This is a genomic window from Mycobacterium sp. E2327, assembly GCF_001672675.1.
Taxonomy (GTDB): domain Bacteria; phylum Actinomycetota; class Actinomycetes; order Mycobacteriales; family Mycobacteriaceae; genus Mycobacterium.
Map to the genome: position 1 here is coordinate 1 of NZ_LZKE01000241.1, position 26,045 is coordinate 26,045.

Annotated in this window: 21 protein-coding genes and 1 pseudogene; 11 read left to right on the top strand and 11 right to left on the bottom strand. The window is 70.2% G+C overall.

What is annotated here, in order from left to right:
* Nucleotides 1-39 precede the first annotated feature (39 nt).
* Nucleotides 40-333: pseudogene (locus tag A5712_RS27505) on the bottom strand (DUF3152 domain-containing protein); the annotation flags it as partial.
* A 178-nt stretch (nt 334-511) separates the two neighbouring features.
* Between A5712_RS27505 and moeZ the strand changes: the two are divergent.
* Nucleotides 512-1,708 (top strand): adenylyltransferase/sulfurtransferase MoeZ, encoded by a 1,197-nt coding sequence (gene moeZ / locus A5712_RS27510; RefSeq protein ID WP_068112873.1) that lies wholly within the window; start codon nt 512-514, stop codon nt 1,706-1,708.
* A gap of 36 nt (nt 1,709-1,744) precedes the next feature.
* Complete coding sequence (locus A5712_RS27515) at nt 1,745-2,599, top strand: TIGR02569 family protein (RefSeq protein WP_068112877.1); 855 nt, start codon at nt 1,745-1,747, stop codon at nt 2,597-2,599.
* A gap of 126 nt (nt 2,600-2,725) precedes the next feature.
* Here A5712_RS27515 and A5712_RS27520 read toward each other — a convergent pair whose 3' ends face one another.
* From A5712_RS27520 to A5712_RS27530, 3 genes are read right to left on the bottom strand one after another with little or no spacing between them, the layout of a single operon-like run.
* Complete coding sequence (locus tag A5712_RS27520; protein ID WP_068112879.1) at nt 2,726-3,034, bottom strand: MGMT family protein; 309 nt, start codon at nt 3,032-3,034, stop codon at nt 2,726-2,728.
* Between the two features lie 2 nt (nt 3,035-3,036).
* The gene (locus A5712_RS27525) at nt 3,037-3,834 is read right to left on the bottom strand and encodes an alpha/beta fold hydrolase (protein ID WP_068112882.1); all 798 of its coding nucleotides are present in this window, start codon (nt 3,832-3,834) and stop codon (nt 3,037-3,039) included.
* Nucleotides 3,831-4,028 carry a hypothetical protein gene (locus A5712_RS27530; protein ID WP_068112885.1) on the bottom strand — a complete coding sequence of 66 codons (198 nt, stop codon included), beginning with the start codon at nt 4,026-4,028 and terminating at the stop codon, nt 3,831-3,833. The genes A5712_RS27525 and A5712_RS27530 overlap by 4 nt, the downstream gene beginning before the upstream one ends.
* A gap of 76 nt (nt 4,029-4,104) precedes the next feature.
* Between A5712_RS27530 and A5712_RS27535 the strand changes: the two genes are divergently transcribed.
* The 4 genes from A5712_RS27535 (at nt 4,105) to nudC (ending at nt 12,570) form a co-directional block, all read left to right on the top strand.
* A complete protein-coding gene (locus tag A5712_RS27535) occupies nt 4,105-7,230 on the top strand; it encodes an ATP-dependent DNA helicase (protein WP_068112888.1) in 3,126 nt (1,041 codons plus the stop codon).
* Nucleotides 7,227-10,508, top strand: a complete 3,282-nt coding sequence (locus A5712_RS27540) for an ATP-dependent DNA helicase (RefSeq protein WP_068112919.1) — start codon at nt 7,227-7,229, stop codon at nt 10,506-10,508. Before A5712_RS27535 ends, A5712_RS27540 begins: the two co-directional genes overlap by 4 nt.
* A gap of 5 nt (nt 10,509-10,513) precedes the next feature.
* Entirely contained in the window at nt 10,514-11,584 is a 1,071-nt protein-coding gene (locus tag A5712_RS27545) for a TrkA family potassium uptake protein (protein ID WP_068112891.1), read from the top strand.
* 62 nt (nt 11,585-11,646) lie between these two features.
* The gene (gene nudC / locus A5712_RS27550) at nt 11,647-12,570 is read left to right on the top strand and encodes an NAD(+) diphosphatase (protein WP_068112893.1); all 924 of its coding nucleotides are present in this window, start codon (nt 11,647-11,649) and stop codon (nt 12,568-12,570) included.
* Nucleotides 12,571-12,576: 6 nt separating this feature from the next.
* Here the strand turns inward: nudC and mrx1 are convergent, their stop codons facing one another.
* Nucleotides 12,577-12,822, bottom strand: a complete 246-nt coding sequence (mrx1, locus tag A5712_RS27555; RefSeq protein WP_068112896.1) for a mycoredoxin Mrx1 — start codon at nt 12,820-12,822, stop codon at nt 12,577-12,579.
* 102 nt (nt 12,823-12,924) lie between these two features.
* On the opposite strand from mrx1, the gene A5712_RS27560 reads away from it, so the two are divergent.
* From A5712_RS27560 to A5712_RS27565, 3 genes are all read left to right on the top strand, one after another.
* Nucleotides 12,925-15,036, top strand: a complete 2,112-nt coding sequence (locus tag A5712_RS27560; RefSeq protein ID WP_197519514.1) for an ATP-dependent DNA helicase UvrD2 — start codon at nt 12,925-12,927, stop codon at nt 15,034-15,036.
* Nucleotides 15,037-15,138: 102 nt separating this feature from the next.
* Entirely contained in the window at nt 15,139-15,300 is a 162-nt protein-coding gene (locus tag A5712_RS32785) for a hypothetical protein (RefSeq protein ID WP_197519515.1), read from the top strand.
* Nucleotides 15,301-15,432: 132 nt separating this feature from the next.
* Nucleotides 15,433-15,702 (top strand): WhiB family transcriptional regulator, encoded by a 270-nt coding sequence (locus tag A5712_RS27565; RefSeq protein ID WP_068112899.1) that lies wholly within the window; start codon nt 15,433-15,435, stop codon nt 15,700-15,702.
* A gap of 9 nt (nt 15,703-15,711) precedes the next feature.
* Here the strand turns inward: A5712_RS27565 and A5712_RS27570 are convergent, their stop codons facing one another.
* The 5 genes from A5712_RS27570 to A5712_RS27590 all read right to left on the bottom strand — a co-directional run bounded on the left by A5712_RS27570 (nt 15,712) and on the right by A5712_RS27590 (nt 21,577).
* Entirely contained in the window at nt 15,712-17,055 is a 1,344-nt protein-coding gene (locus A5712_RS27570; RefSeq protein WP_068112902.1) for an AarF/ABC1/UbiB kinase family protein, read from the bottom strand.
* 62 nt (nt 17,056-17,117) lie between these two features.
* Nucleotides 17,118-17,978 (bottom strand): cyclodehydratase, encoded by an 861-nt coding sequence (locus tag A5712_RS27575; RefSeq protein WP_068112904.1) that lies wholly within the window; start codon nt 17,976-17,978, stop codon nt 17,118-17,120.
* Nucleotides 17,979-18,374: 396 nt separating this feature from the next.
* Nucleotides 18,375-19,172, bottom strand: coding sequence for a hypothetical protein (locus tag A5712_RS27580; RefSeq protein ID WP_197519516.1), 798 nt, complete (start codon nt 19,170-19,172; stop codon nt 18,375-18,377).
* A 218-nt stretch (nt 19,173-19,390) separates the two neighbouring features.
* Complete coding sequence (locus A5712_RS27585; protein ID WP_082973697.1) at nt 19,391-20,128, bottom strand: C39 family peptidase; 738 nt, start codon at nt 20,126-20,128, stop codon at nt 19,391-19,393.
* Between the two features lie 75 nt (nt 20,129-20,203).
* The gene (locus A5712_RS27590; RefSeq protein WP_156766805.1) at nt 20,204-21,577 is read right to left on the bottom strand and encodes a zinc-dependent metalloprotease; all 1,374 of its coding nucleotides are present in this window, start codon (nt 21,575-21,577) and stop codon (nt 20,204-20,206) included.
* Between the two features lie 77 nt (nt 21,578-21,654).
* Between A5712_RS27590 and A5712_RS27595 the strand changes: the two genes are divergently transcribed.
* Nucleotides 21,655-22,686, top strand: coding sequence for a PDZ domain-containing protein (locus tag A5712_RS27595; protein WP_068112915.1), 1,032 nt, complete (start codon nt 21,655-21,657; stop codon nt 22,684-22,686).
* On the opposite strand, the gene A5712_RS27600 is transcribed toward A5712_RS27595, so the two are convergent.
* Nucleotides 22,683-23,177, bottom strand: coding sequence for a hypothetical protein (locus A5712_RS27600; RefSeq protein WP_082973698.1), 495 nt, complete (start codon nt 23,175-23,177; stop codon nt 22,683-22,685). The two genes, A5712_RS27595 and A5712_RS27600, sit on opposite strands and share 4 nt — an antisense overlap.
* 98 nt (nt 23,178-23,275) lie before the next feature.
* Between A5712_RS27600 and A5712_RS27605 the strand changes: the two genes are divergently transcribed.
* A partial coding sequence (locus A5712_RS27605) for a UPF0182 family protein (RefSeq protein ID WP_068112932.1) occupies nt 23,276-26,045 on the top strand: 2,770 nt, incomplete at its 3' end.

Consider the following 26,045-nt stretch of genomic DNA (forward strand, 5'->3'; position numbering starts at 1 on the left):
AGGCCGAGGGTCACGCTGGCGTGACGCTCGAGGCCCGAGTCAGGCGATCGGATACGGCCAGGGGTTGAACCGGCAGGTCTTCCCGTCGGCCTTGACGAAATCGGGGTCGAACTTGGCGGCGTCGTCGTTCGACGTGGAGAACGTCTGCTGCATCATCACCGGCGCCAGGCCGCCCTGCTGCTCGCACGGCTCGTGCCGCACGTACCCGATCGCGTGGCCGACCTCGTGGTTGATCACGTACTGCCGATACGAGCCGACGTCGCCCTCGAAGGGCACGGCGCCGCGCACCCAGCGGGCCTCGTTGATGAACACCCGCGCCTGCCGGTTCAACCCCTGGCCGTATCCGATCGCCTGACTCGGGCCTCGAGCGTCACGCCAGCGTGACCCTCGGCCTCGAGCGTCACGCCAGCGCGGCGTTCGCGGGAGTCCGGCCGGGAAGCGACCGTGCTTGTTTGCCGTTGCTTGGCCCAACTGCTGTGATGGAAAAGAGAAGCTACCGAGGAGTTGTCCGGTGTCGACATCCGAGACGTCACTGCCGCCGCTGGTCGAGCCCGCAGCCCAGCTGAGCCGCGACGAGGTGGCCCGCTACAGCCGCCACCTGATCATTCCCGACCTGGGCGTCGACGGTCAGAAGCGGCTGAAGAACGCCCGGGTGCTGGTGATCGGCGCCGGCGGGCTCGGCGCCCCCGCCTTGCTCTACCTGGCCGCGGCGGGCGTGGGCACCCTCGGCATCGTCGACTTCGACGTCGTCGACGAGTCCAACCTGCAGCGCCAGATCATCCACGGCGTCGCCGACGTCGGGCGGTCCAAGGCTCAGTCGGCGCGCGACTCGATCGCCGCCATCAACCCGTTGGTCGACGTGCGGTTGCACGAGTTCCGGCTGGAGGCGCGCAACGCGGTCGAGCTGTTCCGCCAGTACGACCTGATCATGGACGGCACCGACAACTTCGCCACCCGGTATCTGGTCAACGACGCGGCGGTGCTGGCCGGCAAGCCCTACGTGTGGGGGTCGATCTATCGCTTTGAGGGCCAGGTGTCGGTGTTCTGGGAGGACGCGCCGGCCGATGAGGCCGGCAATAAGCGCGGCCTGAACTACCGCGACCTCTATCCGGAGCCGCCGCCGCCCGGGCTGGTCCCGTCCTGCGCCGAGGGCGGGGTGCTGGGCATCATCTGCGCGTCCATCGCGTCGGTGATGGGCACCGAGGCGATCAAGCTGATCACCGGGATCGGCGAGTCGCTGCTGGGCCGGCTGATGATCTACGACGCGCTGGAGATGAGCTACCGCACAATCCGCATCCGCAAGGACCCGACGGCGCCCGCGATCACCGGGCTCGCCGACTACGAGGAGTTCTGTGGCGGGGCGCCCGCGGACGTCAACGCCGGCGGGTCGGCCATCACCCCGCAAGAGTTGCGCGCGTTGCTGGACTCCGGCACCAAGCTGGCCCTGATCGACGTCCGCGAGCCGGTGGAGTGGGACATCAACCACATCGACGGCGCCCAGCTGATCCCGAAGTCGCTGATCAGCTCCGGTGAGGGCCTGGCGCAGCTGCCTCACGACCGCAAGGCCGTGCTGTACTGCAAGACGGGCGTGCGCTCGGCCGAGGCGCTGGCCGCGGTGAAGAAAGCCGGATTCTCGGACGCGGTGCATTTGCAGGGCGGCATCGTGGCGTGGGCCCAACAGATGCAGCCCGACATGGTGATGTACTGACCCGATACCGCCGATCGGCTCCATTACGCTACCGGTGTGACAGTCGAGCCACCGCCGGAGCATGTGCTGGCGGCGTTTGGTTTGACGGGCGTGAAGCCCATCCCGCTGGGGGCAAGCTGGGAAGGCGGCTGGCGGTGCGGCGAGGTCGTGCTGTCGATCGTCGCCGACCATGCCCGCGCGGCCTGGTCGGCCCGGGTGCGCGAGACGTTGTTCGTCGACGGCGTCCGGCTGGCCCGGCCGGTTCGCTCCACCGACGGGCGCTACGTGGTGTCCGGGTGGCGGGCCGACACCTTCGTTGCGGGGACGCCCGAGCCGCGGCATGACGAGGTCGTCTCGGCGGCGGTGCGCCTGCACGAGGCGACCGGCAAGCTGGAACGCCCCCGCTTCCTGACCCAGGGCCCGACCGCGCCGTGGGGCGACGTCGACGTCTTCATCGCCGCCGACCGGGCCGCGTGGGAAGAACGGCCGCTGGCGTCGGTGCCGCCGGGCGCGCGCACGGCACCGCCGTCGTCGGACGCCGAGAAGTCGGTCGAGCTGATCAACCAGCTCGCCACGCTGCGCAAGCCGACCAAGAGCCCCAACCAGCTGGTCCACGGAGACCTTTACGGCACAGTGCTTTTCATCGGAACCGCGGCGCCGGGCATCACCGACATCACCCCTTACTGGCGGCCCGCGTCGTGGGCGGCGGGCGTCGTCGTCGTCGACGCGCTGTCCTGGGGCGAGGCCGACGACGGGCTCATCGAGCGCTGGAACGCGCTGCCCGAGTGGCCGCAGATGTTGTTGCGGGCCTTGATGTTTCGCTTGGCGGTGCATGCGCTGCACCCGCGGTCGACGGCCGAGGCGTTCCCGGGCCTGGCCCGCACGGCGGCCCTGGTCCGGCTGGTGCTCTAGCCTTAGTCACTCGCGTGAGTGTGAACCCACGGCTCTGAGTATGTGTGGGGGGCGGTAGATCCGCGAAATCTGCACCGTGGACTCACACTCAAAGCCGTGAGCGCACACTGGACGGCCCAGTCGCCGCTAACTCCCGCGCGGGAACTCGTAGCGGACCTCGTCCAGCGCGATCTTGCCGTCGTGGGCCAGCACGCCCTCGGCGCGCAGCAGCTCCAGCTGCCGGGTGGTCAGGTGCCGCGCGGGGCGCCCGGACGCGGTGATCACCCGGTGCCAGGGCAGGTCCGAGGAGTCGGTCCGCATCACCCACCCGACGATACGGGGGCTGGAAAGCCCTGCGACCGAGGCGATGTCGCCGTAGGTGGCGACCCGCCCGGAGGGGATCGCCGCGACCAGCGCGCGCACCCGCTCGACCTGCTCGTCGGTCACCGGCGCCACGGTCAGTGGTCTTCCAGCAGCTCGCGGATCAACGCCGCGACCTCGGTGGGCCGGGAATGCGACACCATGTGATCGCAGTCGAAATCCAGCAGCCGAAAATCGGGGCCGAGGCGCCCGTGCAGTGCCGCGATCAACTCGTCGCTGACGTACGGCGGCGACGTCTGCTTGGCCCGCACGAGCGTCGTCGCGGTTCCGGCCCGCGGCAGCGCGGCCTCCCGGGCCAGCTCGCTCCAGTACGACATCATGGCCGGCATGCTGACGCGCCAGCCGTAACGCCCGTTGGGCAGCTCGATGAGATGCTCGTCGATCTCGGTGTCGAGCCAGGCGGGGTCCACGTCCGACCAGGAACCGACGGACTTCTCCATGCGGGCCTCCCTGGCGCCGCGGTAGTCGGGGGAGGAGAACATCGCCTCGGCGATGTCGCGCATCCAGCCTCCGTCCAGCCCGACCGCTGGGTCGAGCAGCAGCAGCGCCGCCACCCGGTCCGGATGAGCCGCGGCCAATTGCAGCGCCAGCGCCCCGCCGAACGAGTGCCCGACCACCAGCACCGGCGCCCCGCCTTCAGAGGCGGCTGTGTCGTCGAGCAGCGCTGCAAGCGCCGAGACGTTGGCGTCGATGGTCCACGGCGCCGCCCAGGACGATCGACCGTGGCCGAGCAAATCCGGTGCGGCGATCGCGATTTCGGGCAGGTAGCGGGCCAGATGTTGCCAGCGCCCGCCGTAACCGGTCAGCCCGTGCAGGGCAAGCATCCGCACCGGACCACCCGGGCCGTAACGGTGCACGTGCAGGTCGGCGGTCACCCGGCGGAGTCGTCCCAGTCGTCGTCGACCGGGACGATGTACGCCTGCTCGATGACGTCCGCCTCGTTGGCATCGCGATCTGCGGCGGCGCCGAGGTAGGCCGTGTCCAGGCCGGCCTCCTCCTCTGGGTCGAGGGCCAGGCGCTGTTCGGCCGCGTCCGCCTCGGGCACCACGTCATCGGGACCGTTGCTCATCCATCCCCTCCTCGCGTGTCGGCTTCTCGGGTCCAGTATCCCGGAAGCTGTCAGACCCTCGTGATTGCATGCAGCCATGTCATACACCTGGGACGACGAGGCCCGCGCCGTGCTGGCGCCCGGCCTGCGCGGACGGGTGCGTGTCCTGGGCGGGCCCGGCACCGGCAAGAGCAGCCTGTTGGTCGACGCCGCCATCGCCCAGATCGGCTCGGGTGTCGATCCGGAATCGGTTCTGCTGCTTACCGGTTCCGGGCGGATGGGGCCGCGGGCGCGCAGCGCGTTGACGACGGCGCTGCTGCGATCGCGTAATGCCGCGGGCCGCGCCGCGGTGCGCGAGCCGCTGGTCCGCACCGTGCACAGCTACGCGTACGCGGTGTTGCGCCGGGCCGCCGAGCGCGCCGGCGATCCGCCCCCGCGGCTGCTCACCAGCGCCGAACAGGACGCCATCATCCGCGAACTGCTGGCCGGCGATCTCGAAGACGGCCCCCGGGCGGCGAGCGCGTGGCCGTCCCACCTGCGGCCCGCGCTGGCCACCGCCGGCTTCGCCACCGAGCTGCGAAACCTGTTGGCGCGCTGCGCCGAACGGGGCGTCGACCCGCAGGAATTGGAGCGGCTGGGACGTCTGCGCGGGCGTGGCGAATGGACCGCCGCCGGCCAATTCGCGCGGCAGTACGAGCAGGTGATGCTACTGCGCGCGGCGGTCGGGACGGCGGCGCCGCAGGCGACCTCGCCGGCGCTCGGCGCCGCCGAGTTGGTCGGGGCCGCGCTGGAGGCGTTTGCCGTCGACCCGGAATTGCTGGCGGCCGAGCGCGCCCGGGTGCGCGTCCTGCTGATCGACGACGCCCAGCAGCTCGACCCGCAGGCCGCCCGCCTGGTTCGGGTGCTGGCCGCCGGCACCGAGGTGACGTTGGTCGCCGGCGATCCCAACCAGGCGGTGTTCGGCTTCCGGGGCGGCGAGGCATCGGGGCTGTTGACCGACGATTCACCGGCGGTGACGCTCGCGGCATCCCATCGCTGCGCGCCCGCCGTCGCGCGCGCCGTCAGCGGCATCGCGCGCCGGTTGCCCGGCGGCGGCGCGGGCAGGTGCATCGAGGGCGTCGGGCCCGACGAGGGATCGGTCACCGCCCGACTGGCCGCGTCGGCGCATGCGGAGGCGGCCCTGATCGCCGACGCGTTGCGGCGTGCCCACCTGATCGACGGGATTCCGTGGTCGCAGATGGCCGTCATCGTGCGGTCAGTGCCCCGCGCCGGGGCGCGGTTGCCGCGCGCCCTGGCCGCCGCCGGCGTCCCGGTGGCCGCGCCCGCGTCAAGCGGACCGCTATCCGACGAGCCGGCGGCGCGTGCGCTGCTCACGGCGCTGGCGGCCACCGCGGACGGGCTCAACGGCGAGCAGGCGTTGGCGTTGCTGACCGGACCCATCGGCCGCGTCGACCCGGTGTCGCTGCGGCAACTGCGCCGAACCCTGCGGCGCGCCAACGCCGATCGTGCGCCTGACGACGTCGGCGGCCTGCTCGTCGCGGCCCTGCGGGGCGACGCGCCCCTGCCTGGGCCGCACGCCCGCGCGCTGGGTCGGGTGCGGGCCGTCCTGGACGCGGCCGCGCGCTGCCACGGCGAGGGCCAAGACCCGCGCTACACCCTCTGGGCCGCCTGGCATCGGTCCGGCCTGCAGCGCCGCTGGCTGTCGGCCAGCGAGCGCGGCGGCCCCGCCGGCGCCCAGGCCACCCGGGACCTCGAGGCCGTGACCGCCCTGTTCGACGTCACCGACCAGTACGTGTCCCGCACGCCCGGCGCGTCGCTGCGCGGGCTCGTCGAGCACGTCGCCGCGCTGCAGCTGCCCGGCGCCAACCCCGAGCCGGTGTCGCAGGCGGAGCAGGTCAGGGTGCTCAGCGCCCATGCCGCGCTGGGACACGAATGGGATTTCGTGATCATCGCCGGCCTGCAGGAAGGGTTGTGGCCCAATACCGTTCCGCGCGGCGGCGTGCTGAACACGCAGCGGCTGCTCGATGCGCTCGACGGCGTCACCGCGGACGCCTCGGTGCGCGCTCCGCTGCTGGCCGAGGAGCGCAGGCTGCTGGTGGCGGCCATGGGCCGGGCGCGCCGCCGGCTGCTGGTGACGGCGGTGGACAGCGACGCGGACGGGACGGACGGGGACGCCGCGCTGCCCTCGGCGTTCTTCTCCGAAATCGCGCAGTGGTCCGACGGCGATCCCGATGCGGCACAACCGGTCTCGGCGCCCCGGGTGTTGTCCGCGGCGGCGCTGGTCGGCCGCCTGCGTGGCGTCGTATGCGCGCCCGACGGAGCCGTGGACGACGCCGTGCGCCGCTGCGCGGCAACGCAATTGGCGCGGCTGGCGAAGGCCGGCGTGCCCGGCGCGGACCCGGCCGGCTGGCACGGCCTGATCCCGGTCAGCACCACCGATCCGTTGCGGTCCGCCGCCGACCCGGTGACGCTGACGCCGTCGACCCTGCAGGCGCTCAACGACTGCCCGCTGCGTTGGCTGGCCGAGCGGCACGGCGGAACCGACGCGCGGGACCTGCGCTCCACCATCGGCTCGGTGCTGCACGCGCTGATCGCCGAACCGGCCAAAACGGAATCGGAACTGCTCGCCGAGCTGGACCGCGCGTGGCGACACCTGCCGTTCGAGGCGCGGTGGCATTCGGCCAACGAGCTGGCCCGCCACCGCGCCATGGTCGAGGCGTTCGTCGCGTGGCGGGCGCAGACCCGCGGCGAGCTGACCGAGGTCGGCGTCGAGGTGGGCCTCGACGGGACGATGACGCAGCCGCGCGCTGACGGCGGCGAGATCCGGCTGCGCGGGCGGGTCGACCGGCTGGAACGCGACGCGGCGGGCCGGCTGGTGATCGTCGACATCAAGACCGGCAAGTCGCCCGTCAGCAAGGACGACGCCCAACAACACGCGCAGCTGGCGATGTATCAGCTCGCGGTGGCCGAGGGCATGATTGACGCGGGCGAAGAGCCCGGCGGCGCGCGGCTGGTCTACATCGGCAAGACGGGAGCCGGCGGCGCCACCGTGCGCGAGCAGGATCCGCTGACCGCGGCGGCCCGCGACGAATGGCGCGACCTGGTCCGGCGGGCCGCCGACGCGACGGCCGGGCCGCAGTTCATCGCCCGGCGCAACGACGGCTGCACGCACTGCCCGATCCGGCGGTGCTGCCCCGCCCACGTCGACGGGGCGGCGTCGTGAGCCCCCGCTACACCCCGGCCGAATTGGCCTGTGCGCTGGGCCTTTTCCCTCCCACCGACGAGCAGGCCGCCGTCATCGCCGCGCCGCCGGGGCCGCTGGTCGTCATCGCGGGGGCCGGCGCCGGTAAGACCGAGACGATGGCGGCGCGGGTGGTGTGGCTGGTCGCCAACGGTTACGCCGCACCCGGGCAGGTGCTCGGGTTGACGTTCACCCGCAAGGCCTCCGGCCAGCTGTTGCGCCGGGTCCGCTCCCGCCTGGCGCGGCTGGCCGGCATCGGTCTGGGCGCGTCGCTCGACCCGGAAGGCAGCCCGACGGTCAGCACCTACCACGCCTTCGCCGGCGCGCTGCTGCGCGACCACGGCCTGCTGCTGCCGGTCGAGCCGGATACCCGGCTGCTCGGCGAGACCGAGCTGTGGCAGCTGGCCTTCGACGTCGTCAGCGGGTACCGCGGGGAGCTGCGCACCGACAAGACACCGGCCGCGGTGACCTCGATGGTGCTGCGGTTGTGGGGACAGCTGGCCGAGCACCTCGTCGACACCGGGCAGCTCCGCGACACCCACGTCGAGCTGGAACGGCTGATCCACGCGCTGCCGGCGGGCCCCTACCAGCGCGACCGCGGGCCCAGCCAGTGGCTGCTGCGGCTGCTGGCCACCCAGACCGAGCGCGCCGAGCTGGTGCCGCTGCTCGACGCGCTGCACGAGCGGATGCACGCCGCGAAGGCGATGGACTTCGGCATGCAGATGGCGTCGGCCGCGCGGCTGGCGGTGGCCTTCCCACAGGTGGGTGAGGAGCTGCGGAACCGGTACCGGGTGGTGCTGCTCGATGAGTACCAGGACACCGGGCATGCCCAGCGAATCGCGCTCTCGGCGCTATTCGGAGGCGGAGTCGACGACGGGCTGGCGCTGACGGCCGTCGGTGACCCGATTCAGTCGATCTACGGCTGGCGCGGCGCCTCGGCGACCAACCTGCCGCGGTTTTCCACCGACTTCCCCCGCTCCGACGGCACCCCGGCACCGGTCCTGGAGCTGCGGACCAGCTGGCGCAACCCGCCGCGCGCGTTGCGGGTGGCCAACGCCATCTCTGCCGAGGCGCGGCGCCGGTCGGTGGCCGTGCGCGCCCTGCGCCCCCGCCCGGACGCCCCGCCCGGCACGGTCCGTTGCGCGTTGCTGCCCGACGTGGCGGCCGAACGCGACTGGATCGCCGACCAGATCCAGCAGCGGTACCGGCAGGCCGAGGGCGACGGCGCCGGCCCGCCGACGGCCGCGGTCCTGGTGCGCCGCAACGCCGACGCGGCGCCCATCGCCGACGCGCTTCGCGCGCGCGGAATCCCGGTCGAGGTGGTGGGTTTGGCCGGCCTGTTGTCCATCCCCGAGGTCGCCGACGTGGTGGCCATGCTGCGGCTGGTGGCCGACCCGACGGCCGGCGCGGCGGCCATGCGGGTGCTGACGGGCCCGCGCTGGCGCCTCGGCGGACGCGACATCGCCGCGCTGTGGCAGCGCGCGCTGGCCCTGGCCGGGGAACGCTCGGACCCTGCGTCGCCCGAGTCGATCGCGATGGCGGCCGGGCCCGACCCCGATACGGCCTGCCTGGCCGACGCGATCAGCGATCCCGGCCCGGCCGGCGCGTACTCGGCCACCGGCTATCGGCGCATCAGCGCGCTGGCCGCCGAGCTGCGCGCCCTGCGCGGCCACCTCGGTCATTCGCTGCCCGACCTGGTCGCCGAGGTGCGCCGCGCGCTGGGTGTCGACTGCGAAGTCCGCGCCGGCGCGCCGATCTCGGCCGGCTGGACCGGCGCCGAACACCTCGACGCCTTCGCCGACGTCGTCGCCCGCTACGCCGAGCGAACACGGATCGCGACCGACGAGGTGACGGCATCGGTCGCCGGCCTGCTGGCCTACCTCGACGTCGCCGAGACCGTGGAGAACGGTTTGGCGCCCGCCCCGTCGGCGGTCGCGCGCGACCGCGTCCAGATCCTCACAGTGCACTCGGCGAAGGGTCTGGAGTGGCAGGTCGTCGCGGTCGCGCACCTGTCCGGCGGCATCTTCCCGTCGACCGCGTCGCGCAGTAGCTGGCTCACCGACGCCGCCGAGCTGCCGCCGCTGCTGCGCGGCGACCGCGCCTCGGCGGGCTCGCTGGGCGTCCCGGTGCTGGACACGTCGGACGTCACGAATCGAAAGCAGCTGTCGGACAAGATCTTCGAGCACCGCCGCCAACTCGAGCAGCGGCGCGTCGACGAGGAACGCCGGCTGCTGTACGTGGCGATCACCCGGGCCGAGGACACGCTGCTGGTGTCCGGCCATCAATGGGGATCCACCGGCGTCAAACCGCGCGGCCCGTCGGAGTTCCTCTGCGAGCTCAAGGACATCATCGACCGCTCGGCCGCCGACGGCGATCCGTGCGGAGTCGTGGAACACTGGGCACCCGATCCCGCCGATGGCGAACGAAATCCCCTGCGCGACAACGTCGTCGAGGCGGTCTGGCCCGCCGACCCGTTGGCCGCGCGGCGCGGCGCCGTCGAAGCCGGGGCCGCGCTGGTGACCGCGGCCATGGCGGGCGATCCTGACGAGACCGGTGCCGACGTCGATGGGTGGGCGGCCGACGTCGACGCGTTGCTGACCGAACGGGCGCGGGCGGGCGGCCCGGCCGCGCACGGCCTGCCCGGCCAGGTCTCGGTCAGCGGCCTGGTGGACCTCGCGCGTGACCCGGTGGCCGCGGCCCAGCGGCTGGTGTACCGGCTGCCCACCCGCCCGGATCCGCATGCCTTGCTGGGCAACGCCTTTCACGCATGGGTCCAGCGGTTCTACGGCGCCGACTCGCTGTTCGACCTCGGCGACCTGCCTGGCGCGGCCGACTCCGAGGTGGGCGACACCCGCGAATTGGCCGCGCTGCAGGAAGCGTTCGCCAAATCGGAGTGGGCGGCGCGCACGCCGGTGGCCGTCGAGGTGCCGTTCGAGATGCCGATCGGCGAGACCGTGGTGCGCGGCCGCATCGACGCCGTGTTCGCCGACCCCGACGGCGGGGCGATCGTCGTCGACTGGAAGACCGGCGAACTCCCGCGCGGGCCCGAAGCCATGCGGCAGGCCGCGGTCCAGCTCGCCGTCTACCGGTTGGCCTGGGCGGCGTTGTCGCAACTCCCGGAGTCGTCGGTGCGCACTGCGTTCTACTACGTGCGCACCGGCGCCACCGTGACGCCCGAGGAACTGCCGGATCCCGACGAGTTGGCCGCGTTGCTCGGCGACCGTCCACCTGATGGCACGCTCGTCAGCGTGGTTACATAGGACTCGTGGGCAACGGTAGGGCGCGCAAACTCAGCGGCCTGGACGAAACCCTGACCGCCCAGCCCGGTCACCAGTTGGTCGGCGTGCTGCGCATCCCGGAAGACCCCGCGAGCCCTACCCGCGTCATCACCCGCCGGGTCGCGATCGCGCTGCTGGTGTTGTTGGCCGCCACCGTCGTCGTGTACCTGGATCGCGGCGGTTACCGCGATGTGCGTGGCGCGCCACTGACGTTCCTGGACTGCCTGTATTTCTCGGCGGTGTCGCTGTCGACCACCGGTTACGGCGACATCACCGCCTACTCGGAAACCGCGCGCCTGGTCAACACGGTGGTCTTCACCCCGCTGCGGATCGCGTTCCTGGCGGTGCTGGTCGGCACGACGCTCGAGGTGCTCTCGGAGCGGTCCCGGCAGGCGTGGAAGATTCAGCGTTGGAGGAGCAAAGTGCGCAATCACACGATCGTGATCGGGTACGGCACCAAGGGCAAAACGGCGGTCGGCGCGATCCTCGGCGACGAGGCCTCGCAGGGCGAGGTCGTCGTCGTCGACATGGATCCGTCCGCCCTCGAGCACGCCGCGACGGCCGGGCTGGTCACCGTCCGCGGCGACGCCACGCGGTCCGATGTGCTGCGGCTGGCCGGCGCGCAGCACGCGGCGTCGATCGTCGTCGCCACCAGCCGCGACGACACCGCCGTGCTGGTGACGCTGACGGCGCGGGAGATCGCGCCCAAGGCCAAGATCGTGGCGTCCATCCGCGAGGCCGAGAACCAGCATCTGTTGCAGCAGTCTGGCGCCGACTCGGTGGTGGTCTCCTCGGAAACCGCCGGCCGGCTGCTCGGCCTTGCCACCAGCACGCCCAGCGTGGTGGAGATGATCGAGGACCTGCTGACCCCCGACGCCGGGTTGGCCATCGCCGAACGCGAGGTCGAGCAGACCGAAATCGGTGGCTCCCCAAGGCATTTGCGCGACATCGTGATCGGCGTGGTGCGCGACGGCCACCTGCTGCGCATCGGCGCCCCCGAGGTGGACGCGATCGAGGCCACCGACCGGCTGCTCTACATCCGGCACGCGGGGCACTAGGCGCGTGGCGATCGCAAGCGCGGCGAAGCCGGGCGCAGCGGGTCGACACCAGGAGGCTTAGCGTGGACTTCCAACTGCAGAGTGTCCCGCTGCTGTCGCGTGTCGGCGCCGACCGCGCCGACCAGCTACGCACCGACGTCGACGCCGCGACGGCGGGATGGGCGGATGCCGCACTGCTGCGGGTGGATTCGCGCAACCAAGTTCTGGTCGCCGACGGCCGGGTGGTACTCGGCGCCGCGTCCGCACTGGGCGACAAGCCGCCGCCCGACGCGGTGTTCCTGGGCCGCATCGACGGCGGCCGCCATGTCTGGGCCGTCCGCGCCGCGCTGCAGGCGCCCCAGGACCCCGACGTCAAGACGGAGGTGCTGAACCTGCGCAGCCTCGGCCCGATCTTCGACGACACCAGCAGCCAACTGGTGTCGTCGGCCATCGCGCTGCTCAATTGGCATGACAGCGCGCGGTTCAGCGCGGTGGACGGCTCACCGACGCGCCCGGCGCGGGGCGGCTGGGCGCGGGTCAACCCGGTCACCGGCCACGAGGAGTTCCCGCGCATCGACCCGGCGGTCATCTGTCTCGTCCACGACGGCGGCGACCGCGCGGTGCTGGCCCGCCAGGCGGTGTGGCCCGAGCGGATGTTCTCGTTGCTCGCCGGGTTCGTCGAGGCCGGCGAGTCCTTCGAGGTGTGCGTCGCCCGGGAGATCCGGGAGGAAATCGGCCTGACCGTGCGCGACGTGCGCTACCTGGGCAGCCAGCCGTGGCCGTTCCCGCGCTCGCTGATGGTCGGCTTCCATGCCGTGGGCGACCCGAGCGAGGAGTTCTCGTTCAACGACGGCGAGATCGCCGAGGCGCGATGGTTCACCCGCGACGAGGTGCGCGCGGCGCTCGCCGTCGGCGATTGGAGCAGCGCCTCAGACTCCGAACTCCTGCTGCCCGGCTCGATATCGATCGCCCGGGTGATCATCGAATCCTGGGCCGTGCTCGACTGAGGCCCGTCAGCCGACTTCGGCCAGCTTCGCCTTTATCTGGGCCGCACTCGGGTTGGTCAGCGTCGACCCGTCGGCGAACTTCACCGTCGGGACCGTCCGGTTGCCGCCATTGACCGAGCTGACGAACTCCGCCGCCGCCGGGTCATGTTCGATGTCGACCTCGTCGTAGGGGATGCCGTCGGAGCGCAGCACCGTCTTAAGCCGGTGGCAAAAGCCACACCAGGAGGTCGTGTACATGGTCAGCGAAGACATGTTGATTTCAACGTATCGGAGCGGGCCACGAATTCCGAAGCGACCCGATTCACACGTGGCGCCGCACCCGGTTTGTCGGCCATCGCTGACAAGATGGACGCCATGCCGATGGTCGCCGACGCACTGACCGCCGAGCTGGACGACGAGCAGCGCGAAGCGGTGCTGGCGCCCCGCGGACCGGTCTGCGTGCTCGCGGGCGCCGGAACGGGCAAGACCCGCACCATCACCCACCGCATCGCCCAGCTCGTCGCGGGCGGTCACGTCGCGGCCGGCCAGGTCCTGGCGGTCACGTTCACTCAGCGTGCGGCGGGGGAGATGCGCTCCCGGTTGCGCACGCTCGCCAACGCCGGGCACGCGGGTCCCGGGGTCGGCGCCGTGCAGGCCCTGACCTTCCACGCCGCCGCGCACCGCCAGCTGCGGTACTTCTGGCCGCGCGTCGTCGGCGACACCGGCTGGCAGCTGCTCGACAGCAAGTTCGCCGTCGTCGCCCGCGCGGCCAGCCGCTGCCGGATGAACGTCAGCACCGACGACGTCCGCGACCTCGCCGGGGAGATCGAATGGGCCAAGGCGTCGCTGATAGGCCCCGAGGAGTACGCGCCCGCCGTGGCCGACGCCGGCCGGGACGTCCCGATGGACGCCAAGCAGATCGCCGCCGTCTACGACGCCTACGAGGCGCTCAAGGTCCGCGACGAATCGGTGACGCTGCTGGACTTCGACGATCTGCTGCTGCACACGGCCGCCGCCATCGAGAACGACGCGGCCGTCGCCGACGAGTTCCGCGGGCGCTACCGCTGCTTCGTCGTCGACGAGTACCAGGACGTCACCCCACTGCAGCAGCGCGTGCTCGCGGCCTGGCTGGGCGACCGCGACGACCTGACCGTCGTCGGCGACGCCAACCAGACCATCTACTCGTTTACCGGGGCCACGCCGCGGTTCCTGCTCGACTTCTCGCGGCGGTTCCCGGATGCCACCGTGGTGCGCCTGGAACGCGACTACCGGTCCACGCCGCAGGTGGTGTCGCTGGCCAATCAGGTGATCGCCGCCGCGCGGGGCCGCGTCGCCGGCAGCAAGCTGCAGCTGTCCGGCCAGCGCGCGCCCGGCCCGGTGCCCTCGTTTCACGAGCACCCCGACGAAACCGCCGAGGCCGCCGCGGTCGCCAAATCGATCGCCCGGCTGATCGAATCCGGCACGGCGGCATCGGAGATCGCGGTTCTCTACCGGGTCAACGCGCAATCCGAGGTCTACGAGGAGGCGCTGACCGAGGCCGGCATCACCTACCAGATCCGCGGCGGCGAGGGGTTTTTCAACCGTCAGGAGATCAAGCAGGCGCTGTTGGCGCTGCAGCGCGCGGCTGGCCGGGGCGACGCAGATCCGGCGGCCCCCTTGCCCGAGGTCGTCCGCGCGATCCTCGAGCCGCTGGGCCTGACGGCCGAGGAACCGACCGGCGCCCGGGCCCGGGATCGCTGGGAGGCGCTGGCGGGGTTGGCCGAGCTGGTCGACGACGAGGTGGCGCAGCGCCCGCAGCTCGACCTGCCCGGGCTGCTGGCCGAGCTGCGGATGCGCGCCGACTCCCGCCACCCGCCGGTGGTCCAGGGCGTCACGCTGGCCTCGCTGCACGCGGCGAAGGGGCTCGAGTGGGACGCGGTGTTCCTGGTCGGGTTGGCCGACGGCACGCTACCGATCTCGCACGCGCTGGCGCATGGCCCCGAAAGTGAGGCCGTCGAGGAGGAGCGCCGGCTGCTCTACGTCGGAATCACCAGGGCGCGAATACATCTTGCGCTCAGCTGGGCGCTGGCCCGCAGCCCCGGCGGACGGCAGAGCCGCAAGCCGTCGCGGTTCCTCAACGGCATCGCGCCGCAGACGCGCGCCGACGCCGCGCCAAACAAGACCCGGCGCAACCGCGCGGCGGCGACGCGCTGCCGGATCTGCAACAACAACCTGACCACCCCGGCGGCCATCATGCTGCGGCGCTGCACGACGTGCGCCGGCGACGTCAACGAGGACTTGCTGCTCAAGCTCAAGGCGTGGCGGCTGAACATCGCCACCGAACAGAAGATGCCCCCGTACATCGTCTTTTCCGACAACACCCTGATCGCGATCGCCGAGCTGCTTCCCGACGACGAGACGGCGCTGATCGCGATCCCGGGCATCGGCGCGCGCAAGCTCGAACAGTACGGGCCCGACGTGCTCGAGCTGGTCCGGCAGGCCCGCTGAGGACGCCGAATCCGCAGGTCAGAAAATCGGTTGTGCGCGGTGTCCGCTACCATTTACCCTCGAAACCGCATAACGCTGCCAGCTGAGAGGAGGCCCGCCCCGATGATTACCAACGCGTTCGGTGTATGCGTGGCCGCCTCGGCGCTCGCTGAAGGCCGCTCCAAGGCCACCACCCACGCCGCCCATGCCGCCGTGCCGGCGGCCGCGGTGAAGCACCGCGTCGCCGCCGCGACCGACGCGTCCGTGAATCGGGGCTATACCTAACTAGCCCGGTTTTGCCCAGATGGCCACGGACCCGAAGTCACCAGGATCCGTGGCCACAGTCATTTGGGAAGCCTCCCAGCCTGGTCCGGATCACCGCGAAGGAAACCCGACCAGGAAGCAGGTGAACAGGACATGTCGGCACTGCCAGTCCCGAGACCGAGGCTGACGGAATTGCCTTGTCACGTCGACGATCCCGACCTTTGGTTCGCCGAGGCGCCGGCCGATCTCGAGCGAGCGAAGACGCTGTGCGCGGGCTGCCCGGTCCGGCGCCAGTGCCTGACGGCGGCGCTGGAGCGGGCCGAGCCGTGGGGTGTGTGGGGCGGCGAGATCTTCGAGCGGGGCTCGATCGTCAGCCGCAAACGGCCGCGCGGTCGGCCCCGCAAAGATGTCGTCGCCGCTTAGGAAACCGCGTCAGACGACGGCGGTGTCGGGCTCGGCGAAGCCGGGGATCAGTTCCTCCGACAGCGCCTTGATCGGCACGTGCGCGTCGAGCTGGCAGAGGATCGCGGCGACGGACGCGATGACCCGCATCGGTATCGCCAGCTTCGGCGGCAAGTCCATCTGCCGGGCCGTCCGGATCTGCGAAACCGACCGGTCCATCTGAACCAGGGTCATCTTCTGCAGCCACTTGCGGGTGTAGTGGAAGACGTCGACCTGGATGGGCTCGACGTACTGGCGCAGCATTTCGTCGATGTCGCGGACCGACACCTGCTGGCCCTTCTGGATGAAGCCGACCTTCTCCATGGTCGGCAACAGCAGGTCGTAGTTCTTGTCGCGCGCCAATCGGATCGTCATCCCGAGCTCGACGGGATAGCCGCCCGGCAGGGGCGCGACCGCACCGAAGTCGATGACGCCCATCCGGCCGTCGGGCATCAGCATGAAGTTTCCGGGGTGGGCGTCGCCGTGCAGCATGCCCAGCCGGCGCGGCGCGTCGAAGGTGAGCTCCAGCAGCCGGGTGCCGATCAGGTCGCGCTGCTCGCGGGTCCCGTTGCGGATGATCTCCGCCATGTGGATCCCCTCGATCCACTCCTGGACCACCACCTTCGGCGCGCTGGCCACGACGTGCGGCACCAGGAAGTGCGGGCTGTCGTGATACGCCTTGGCGAACTTGCGCTGGTTGTCGGCCTCCAGCCGGTAATCGAGCTCCATCTCGGTGCGCTGGATCAGCTCGTCGACCACTCCCTGGACGTCCGCGCCCGGCGAGAGCTGTTTCACGACGCCGACCATCCGCTGCATGGTCTTCAGGTCGGCGCGCAGCGCCTCGTCGGCGCCCGGGTACTGGATCTTGACGGCGACCTCGCGGCCGTCGGACCACACCGCCTTGTGCACCTGGCCGATGCTGGCCGAGGCGATCGGGGTGTCGTCGAACGAGCTGAATCGGTCCCGCCACTTGGTGCCGAGCTGGGCGTCCAGCACCCGGTGCACCTTGGCGGCGGGCAGCGGCGGGGCGTCCTTCTGCAGCTTGGTCAGGGCCTCGCGGTAGGGCTCGCCGTACTCCTCGGGGATGGCGGCCTCCATCACCGACAGGGCCTGGCCGACCTTCATCGCCCCGCCCTTGAGTTCACCCAGCACCGTGAACAACTGGTTGGCGGCCTTCTCGAGCATCTCGGCCTGGACTTCGTCCTTGGACTTGCCCGTCAGCCGCTTGCCGAAGCCCAGCGCCGCCCGGCCGGCGAAGCCGACGGGGATGCTGGCCAGCTTCGCGTTGCGCGCAGCGCGGCCGCGTTTGATGTCTGCCACGTCTCCATCATCCACGACGCTCGGCGCGTGGGGCCGGTGATCCGGACCATAGGTTGTCTTTGCACGCGGCGGCTCGGCTAGCACGAGCACAGCGGGTGCTTGGTCCACTGGCGCGCGACGATCGAGCCGGCGCCCAGGTCGAACTCCAACGTCGCGTTGAGCGCCGGCGGCGGCGCAGGGTCGGGCACCGCCTCCTGGCCGCGCACCGCCGCGATCACCCGGTTCACCTGGCTGAGTGCCAGGGCCGCGGTCGCGAGCAGGGTGGCCCGGTCGGCCACGCCGACGGTGTCGCGCAGCTGGGCGGCGATGGCCGGCCAGGCGGCGTCGCGGTCGCTGCGGTGCAGGTCGGCGCATCCCAGACAGCTGGTCACGCCGGGGATGACGAGCGGGCCCACCAGGCCGGTGCCGTCGCGGACGCGAACGGGAAGGTGGGGGACGCCGCGGGCGTGCAGGTCGCGCACCACGCGTGGGTCGGCGACCAGATAGTCCGACAGCACCACCAGGTCGACGCTGCCGGGAGAGACCGCGGCGTGCGGCTGGCTGCTGTGCGCGACCCGGGCCCCCGAGCAGCGCAGCGATTCCACGAGCAGCTCGGACAGCGGGCCGCGGCCGTGCACGCGGATCGATGCCGACCGGCCCCGCGACCGCCGGCACTGGGTCGCGACGCCCGCCCGCACGAGTTGCGCGACGAGGTGGGTCAGGCCGTCACCGTCCTGCAATCCGCGGTCGACGGCCTGGCGCCGCAGCTCGGATAGCGGCACCGGCGAGCGCATGGACCGCAGCAGCGTGGCCAGCTCGGCCGCGGCCAGGCCGCACGGCGGACGGACCAGCACGGCGCGGCGCGGATCCCAGCCAACCTGCACGGCGCCGTCGGGCCGCAGCAGCACCGGCATCGCCGGGTCCAGCGCATACAGCGAAACCGTGGCGGCCTGGGTCATGGGTTGAGAATGTGCCAGGCCGGCGGCTAGAGCCGCGCTCAACCATCCACAGGCCCACCGGCACCCAACCGCTTGCGGGTTGTGGCCAACGAACGTCAGGGGCTCTCGACAGACGCTGCGGGTACCCCCACAATCCCATTAACCCCATTGACCCCATTGACGGGTCCCTCTTGTGGTTGGGTGGGCGTGGGCGACCTCACCGCTGCGCCCACCAAGATCAGCGCCGCGGCGGTATTCGGATCCACCTCCCATTGCGACCCTCTGCTGTAGCTGAGCAATTTGTCGCGGGATTCGATATCCGTAATGAACATGATCCAGACGTCATCCGGGTTGTTATCCATTGCAAGACCTTTGAGATTTTCGGATTGGGATTTTCGACGCCCGACGATGGGGATGTCAGGCGACCTCAGAACGGCTAGGGCGGATTAGTTGGTTGTGATTGGTGGTGATCCACTTGGGATGAACGGGATCGACCCGACCGCGGCGGTATAACTCGTGGAGCAGGTACTTCGTCTCGACGATGGTCTTGGCAATCTGATCTGGTTCCGCGTGGTTAAAGAAATCACGCCGGTTCCACCACATCATCTTGGTTCGATAGCGTTCGTCCGGATAGGGAGTCGCCGGAATGGCGGCCACCACTCCGCCAGAAGAACGCCACCGATTCAGAATGGTTGTCGGGGCCGTGGCCATACAAAATTGCGAATCAAGGATGACCATCATATGGAAACCGCTGCGGGCTATAGCGCGGGTAAGACTACGTTTCCGGTCCGAATTCTCGGCCGCCCAGGCCGATTTCATCTCCAGAATCCCGGACGGGATGCGGTCGGCGATCATATTTCGGACGGCCTGTTCGCCAGGTTGCCCCGCCCACTCGGCGACCGCATGCGCATCCTCAATCGACCTCAGTGGGCCCTTGGCTCGCACGCCGGCCACGACCCGTCCGTCATCATCGATGACGGCGAAGAACATGGTGGTGTCGGCTCCGCTGCGCAGCGCTTCGATGTCGAGAGCGCACTCCACACCATGCCTGCGATAGCTGGACTGGGCGCCAGCCGAATACTCGGACCACAAGTCAGGGTCTGCCGACGGCTGCGAAACGACCAGCGTGCAGTCGATGTCCGGATCACGCCAGGTAAGGCCATGCCCAAGAGAAAACTCGTCGCGGACTGCAGTGCTTAGTGAAAGTGCACTCATCGGCTTCCTTCCGTCGCCAAACCTTAGGTAGACCATTAGGCGAATAATGCATACCTATAGTATCGAGCGTACGGATGAACCATACGTCAAGTCCTTCGATCTGGCAATAATGCCGACACACCGCAGGGCTACTTCGAGGATCCGAGGGATGGCGGGAAACAGTGCCGGGCCGACGGGCGACCCCGGGCTCAGTTATCCACAGCGCCGCGGCCGCACCTTCAGCCGGTGACGACGATCGATTTCTGCCCGACCTTCCAGGCGGTCATGAAGCGCTTGATGCTGACCTTCGTGTTGGCGTGGTCGGCATAGGGGTCGTTGAGGTGAACGGTGTCGTTGTTGGTGTCGACGCCGGTGACCACCAGCAAGTGATCGGGCGAGGTGCGCTGGTCGTCGCTGTTCAAAATGGTTCCGCCGTTGACCCACGCGATCACTTTGCGGCCGGAACCGAGGTACTGCTCCAGCGCCGACAACCCGGTCTGGTCCGGCTGCGTGTCATAGATCATGCGCGACTTGATGCCGTAGTGCTCGAGCAGCACGACCGTGTCGGCCATGTCGATGCCGCCGGCGTCGGTCTCGTGGCCCGGGTCGCCGGTGGGCAGGTAGATCGGGCCGTCGCGGATCACCGACGGCGTGCTCTGGGCCAGCTTGATGATCTGCTTCTCCGTCGGCGCGTTGCCGGTGACCTCGCCGACCACGTCGGCCACCGAAGCCAGCCCGCAGGTGTCCTCCAGCGACTGCTGCACCCAGTACTTGGCCGCCGCATCCGGGTCGCCGTACACGCCGTCTGCGGTCGCTTTCGCCGTCGCGGGCGGGTTGCCGAAGCTGGGGGTAGCCGACGACGTCGCCGCAGGCGTCGATGGCGGCGCCGCGCCGCACCCCGATACCAGCAAAACGCCGGCCATACCGATGCAGCCACCCGCCAGGGCGGTGCGCATCGCGCTGGCAATCCTGACCATGTTCGCTCGCAAAGAGTCGGCCCGACATTCGACTGGTGTGCAACGTAGCACCGCCAGCAAACGGCCGCGAGCTAATCAGCTGCCGCCGGCAGAGCCTTCAGCCTCGGGGCCTTCCTCTAATTTCGCGATGGCCTCGTCGATGCCGCTGGTGTCCCCGCCGATGACGCGGTCGATGAAGCCGGCCGGCTCGTCGAGGTCCTCGGCGCCGGGCAGCAGGTCCGGGTGTTGCCAGACGGCGTCGCGCGCGTCGGCCCCGGCGGCCTCGGTCAGCCGCTCCCACAGGGCCGCGGCCTCGCGCAGCTTGCGGGGCCGCAGCTCGAGGCCGACCAGCGTCGCGAACGTCTGCTCGGCCGGCCCGCCGCTGGCCCGGCGGCGGCGCAGCGTCTCGCTGAGCGCGGCCGTGCCCGGGATCCGGTCGCCCAGGGCCGCGGTGACCACCACCTGCACCCAGCCGTCGATCAGTGCCAGCAGCGTCTCGAGCCGTTCCAGCGCCTGCTTCTGCGCCGGGGTGGCCTTCGGCTCGAAAACCCCCTGCCCGAGCAACTCCTCGATGGCCGCCGGATCCGACAGCGACGCGGGGTTGAAGTCGCGCGCCAGCTCCTCGATCCCGGACATGTCGATCTTCATGCCGCTGGCGTAGGCCTCGACGGCGCCCAGCAACTGGCTGGACAGCCAGGGCACGTGGCTGAACAGCCGGTGGTGCGCCGCCTCGCGGGCGGCCAGGAACGTCAGGATCTCGCTGCGCGGCTGTTCGAGTCCGGAGGCGAAGGAGTCGACGGCGTCCGGCAGGATCGCGGCCACCCCCTTGGGGCCGAGCGGCAGGCCGATGTCGGTCGACGTCAGCACCTCGCGGGACAGCCGTCCCAGCGCCTGGCCGAGCTGCGAGCCGAACGCCATGCCGCCCATCTGCGACATCATCGCCATCAGCGGGCCGGCCATGCTCTTGGCCTCTTCGGGCAGCGAGGACGCCCACACCGTCGCGATCTGCTCGGCCATCGGATCGCACAGCCGCTTCCAGGTCTCCAGGGTGTTGTCGACCCAGTCGCTGGGGCTCCAGCCCACCGCCTTCGACGTGCCCGCGGGCAGCGCCGTCGCGCCGTCCAGCCAGGTCTCGGCGAGGTGGACCGCGTCGGCGATCGCCTTGGTCGTCGACGCCGGAATGGGCGCGACGAAACCGATCGAGCTCGACGCGACCCGGCGCGCCAACTCGTAGTTCACCGGCCCCGACGACTTGCCGCCGGCCATCACGGTGCCGGCGCTGGAAAACATCTGGCCCAGCTGGGTGAAGATCTGCCCCAGGTCGCCCATGCCAAATTCCCCGCCCATGCCGAAGGCGCCCAGCGGGTCGGATCCCCCCGAGCCGGAACCGGGATCTTTCTTCTCACGCTCCGGGTCGTCGCCGGAGGAGAAGCCGAATGGCAGGTCAGGCATAACGTCAACGGTACTCACCGTGGGCACGCAACGCGCCATCTGTGGTCACGCTCGTAGCTGAACGAGCCTGAGCAGGCGCCGGATAGGGTAGGCGCGTGAACAGGCGGATTCTCACGTTGATCGTCGCGCTGGTGCCGATCGTCGTCTTCGGCGTGCTGCTCGCGGTGGTGACGGTGCCGTTTGTGTCCCTGGGCCCGGGCCCGACGTTCGACACGCTCGGTGAGGTCGACGGCAAGCAGGTGGTCGCGATCGAGGGCACCGAGACGCACCCGACGACGGGCCACCTCAACATGACGACGGTGTCCCAGCGCGACGACCTCACCCTCGGGGAAGCGCTGACGCTGTGGCTTTCGGGCCAGGAACAGCTGATCCCGCGCGATCTCGTCTACCCGCCGGGCAAGTCGCGCGAGGACGTCGACAAGGCCAACAACGCCGACTTCAAGCAGTCCGAGGACAGCGCCGCCTACGCCGCGCTGGGCTTCTTGAAGTACCCGGTCGCGGTCACCGTCGCGACCGTCACCGACCCCGGTCCGTCGGTCGGCAAACTGAAGTCCGGCGACGCGATCGACGCGGTCAACGGCACCCCGGTCGCCAGCGTCGAGCAGTTCACCGGATTCCTGAAGAACACCAAGCCCGGTCAGGTCGTGACGATCGACTACCGCCGCAAAAATGACCCGGCCGGGCCTATTGGCACGGCCCAAATTACGCTGGGAACGAACAAGGATCGCGACTACGGGTTCATGGGTGTGGCGGTGCTCGACGCGCCGTGGGCGCCGTTCACGGTCGACTTCAACCTCGCCAATGTGGGCGGGCCCTCGGCCGGGCTGATGTTCAGCCTCGCCGTCGTCGACAAGCTCACCACCGGCGACCTCGCCGGGTCGACGTTCATCGCGGGAACCGGGACCATCGCGGTCGACGGCAAGGTCGGTCAGATCGGCGGCATCACCCACAAGATGGCCGCCGCCCACTCGGCCGGCGCCACGGTTTTCCTCGTGCCGGCGAAGAACTGCTACGAGGCCACCTCCGACAACCCGTCCGGGTTGCGCCTGGTCAAGGTCGAGACCCTCGCCCAGGCGGTGGACGCGCTGCACGCGATCAAGGCGGGCGGCCAGACCCCGAGCTGCTAGCCCAGGTAGCCGTGCCGGTCGAAGCTGAGCCCCCCTCGTTCCGAGACGGAGAGCCGCTGCTGCGGGCGGCGGACGGGCGGGCGGCGCAGGTATTGGGTGAAACCGGTGGCGCACAGCGCGAGGGTGAACTCGTGGCCGACGAGGGCCCACCGGAACGCATCGTGTTCGTCGGGGCCGGACCGCTCGAGCGCCTCGAGCGACAACTCGAAGCTGAACCCCCGCAGGTCGACGTTGCCGACGAGGTCCCACGCCTCGTCGAACACCAGGGTGGCGGGGCAGAGCCAGAAGCTGAAGGCGTCTTCAGGCGGCGACGGGCGCACCCATTCGACGATGTAGTCCAGGTCGACGAGCAGCCGGCCGGGATGCGGCGGCGCGGGCTCGACCGCAACGGCGTGCACGGCACAGTCGTGCCAGCTCATCTGATCGAAGTCCGCCTCGGTCCACACCGCCTTGGCAACTGTCGGCCCGGCGCGTCCGCTGTGTTCCAGCACCGCCCAAGCAGACCACACCCGGCGTCCGGCAATGCGTAGAGTTGTGACCGTTCTAGAAAATCTCTAGCACCGGGCAGCGAGATCAGGGAGCGTAGCCAGTGGGGATGCGGCCCACCGCACGGATGCCGAAGCTGACTCGGCGTAGCCGGATTCTGATCCTGATCGCACTCGGTGTGATCGTCTTGCTGCTCGCCGGTCCGCGGCTGATCGACGCCTACGTCGACTGGCTGTGGTTCGGCGAGCTGGGCTACCGCTCGGTGTTCACCACCGTGCTGGTCACCCGCATCGTGGTGTTCCTGGTCGCGGGGCTGCTGGTCGGCGGCATCGTGTTCACCGGGCTCGCGTTGGCCTACCGCGCCCGTCCGGTGTTCGTGCCGAGCAACACCAACGATCCCGTGGCCCGCTACCGCGCCGTCGTCGTCTCGCGCCTGCGGCTGGTGGGCATCGGGATCCCCGCGGCCGTCGGCCTGCTGGCGGGCATCATCGCGCAGAGCTACTGGGTGCGGGTCCAGCTGTTCATCCACGGCGGGACGTTCGGTATCAGGGATCCCCAGTTCGGCAAGGACCTCGGGTTTTACGCGTTCGAGCTGCCGTTCTACCGGCTGCTGCTGTCCTACATGTTCGTGGCGGTGTTCCTGGCCTTCCTGGCGAACATCTTGGCGCACTACATCTTTGGCGGCATCCGGCTGTCCGGTCGCACCGGGGCGCTGAGCCGCTCGGCGCGCATCCAGCTGGTCAGCCTGGTCGGCGTGCTGGTACTGCTCAAAGCCGTCGCGTACTGGCTGGACCGCTACGAGCTGCTGTCGCACACCCGCGGCGGCAAGCCGTTCACCGGTGCCGGTTACACCGATATCAACGCCGTGCTGCCGGCCAAGCTGATCCTGATGGCGATCGCCCTGATCTGCGCCGCCGCGGTGTTCTCGGCAATCGTGCTGCGCGACTTGCGGATTCCGGCCATCGGACTGGTCCTGCTGCTGCTGTCGTCGCTGATCGTGGGGGCCGGGTGGCCGTTGATCGTCGAACAGATCAGCGTCCGGCCCAACGCCGCGCAGAAGGAAAGCGAATACATCAGCCGCAGCATCACCGCGACGCGCCAGGCCTACGGCCTGACGTCCGAGCAGGTGAGCTACCGCAACTACACCGGCGACGGGCAGGCCACCGCCCAGCAGGTCGCGGCCGACCGCGCGACCACCTCCAACATCCGGCTGCTCGACCCGACGATCGTCAGCCCGGCGTTCACCCAATTCCAGCAGGGCAAGAACTTCTACTTCTTCCCCGACCAGCTGTCCATCGACCGCTACCTCGACCGCAACGGGGCGTTGCGCGACTATGTCGTCGCGGCCCGAGAACTCAACCCGGACAGGCTGATCGACAACCAGCGCGACTGGATCAACCGGCACAGCGTCTACACCCACGGCAACGGGTTCATCGCGTCGCCGGCCAACACGGTGCGCGGAATAGCCAACGACCCCAACCAAAACGGCGGCTACCCCGAGTTCCTCGTCAACGTCGTCGGCGCCAACGGCAGCGTGGTGTCCGACGGGCCGGCGCCACTGGACCAGCCGCGCATCTACTACGGGCCGGTCATCTCCAACACGTCCGCCGACTACGCGATCGTCGGAAAGAACGGCAACGACCGCGAATACGACTACGAGACCAGCGCCGAAACCAAGAACTACACCTACAGCGGGCTCGGGGGAGTGCCGATCGGCAGCTGGATCTCCCGCAGTGTTTTCGCCGCCAAGTTCGCCGAGCGAAACTTCTTGTTCTCCAACGTGATCGGCTCCAACAGCAAGATCCTGTTCAACCGGGATCCCGCGCGCCGGGTGGAGGCGGTGGCGCCGTGGCTGACCACCGACAGCGCGGTGTACCCGGCGATCGTGAACAAGCGACTGGTGTGGATCATCGACGGCTACACCACCCTGGACAACTACCCGTACTCGGAGCTGACCTCCCTGGAGTCCGCGACCGCCGACTCCACCGAGGTGGCGTTCAACCGCCTGGCGCCCGACAAGAAGGTCTCCTACATCCGAAACTCGGTGAAGGCCACCGTCGACGCGTATGACGGCACCGTCACGCTGTACCAGCAGGACGAGTCGGATCCGGTCCTCAAGGCCTGGATGCAGGTGTTCCCCGGCACGGTGAAACCCAAGAGCGACATCACCCCCGAGCTTTCCGAGCACCTGCGTTACCCCGAGGACCTGTTCAAGGTGCAGCGGATGCTGCTGGCCAAATACCACGTCAACGACCCGGTGACGTTCTTCTCCACGTCGGACTTCTGGGACGTGCCGCTGGACCCGAACCCCACCGCCAGCAGCTACCAGCCGCCGTACTACATCGTCGCGAAAAACATTGCCAAGAACGACAATTCGGCGTCGTACCAGTTGATCAGCGCGATGAACCGGTTCAAGCGTGACTACCTGGCCGCCTACATCAGCGCCAGCTCGGACCCGGCGACGTACGGCAAGATCACCGTGCTGACCATCCCGGGTCAGGTCAATGGGCCGAAGCTGGCCAACAACGCGATCACCACCGACCCGGCGGTCTCCCAGGACCTCGGCGTCATCGGGCGCGACAACCAGAACCGGATCCGGTGGGGCAACCTGCTCACGCTGCCGGTGGGCCAGGGTGGCCTGCTCTACGTCGAACCCGTCTACGCCTCGCCGGGTGCCAGCGACGCCGCCTCGTCGTACCCGCGGTTGATCCGGGTGGCGATGATGTACAACGACAAGATCGGGTACGGCCCGACGGTGGGTGACGCCCTCAACGGGCTGTTCGGGCCCGGCGCCGGCGCGACGGCGACCGGGATAGTGCCCACCGAGCCCGGCGCCGCCCCGAGCCCGGCGCCGGGCTCGGTGGGCACTGTCC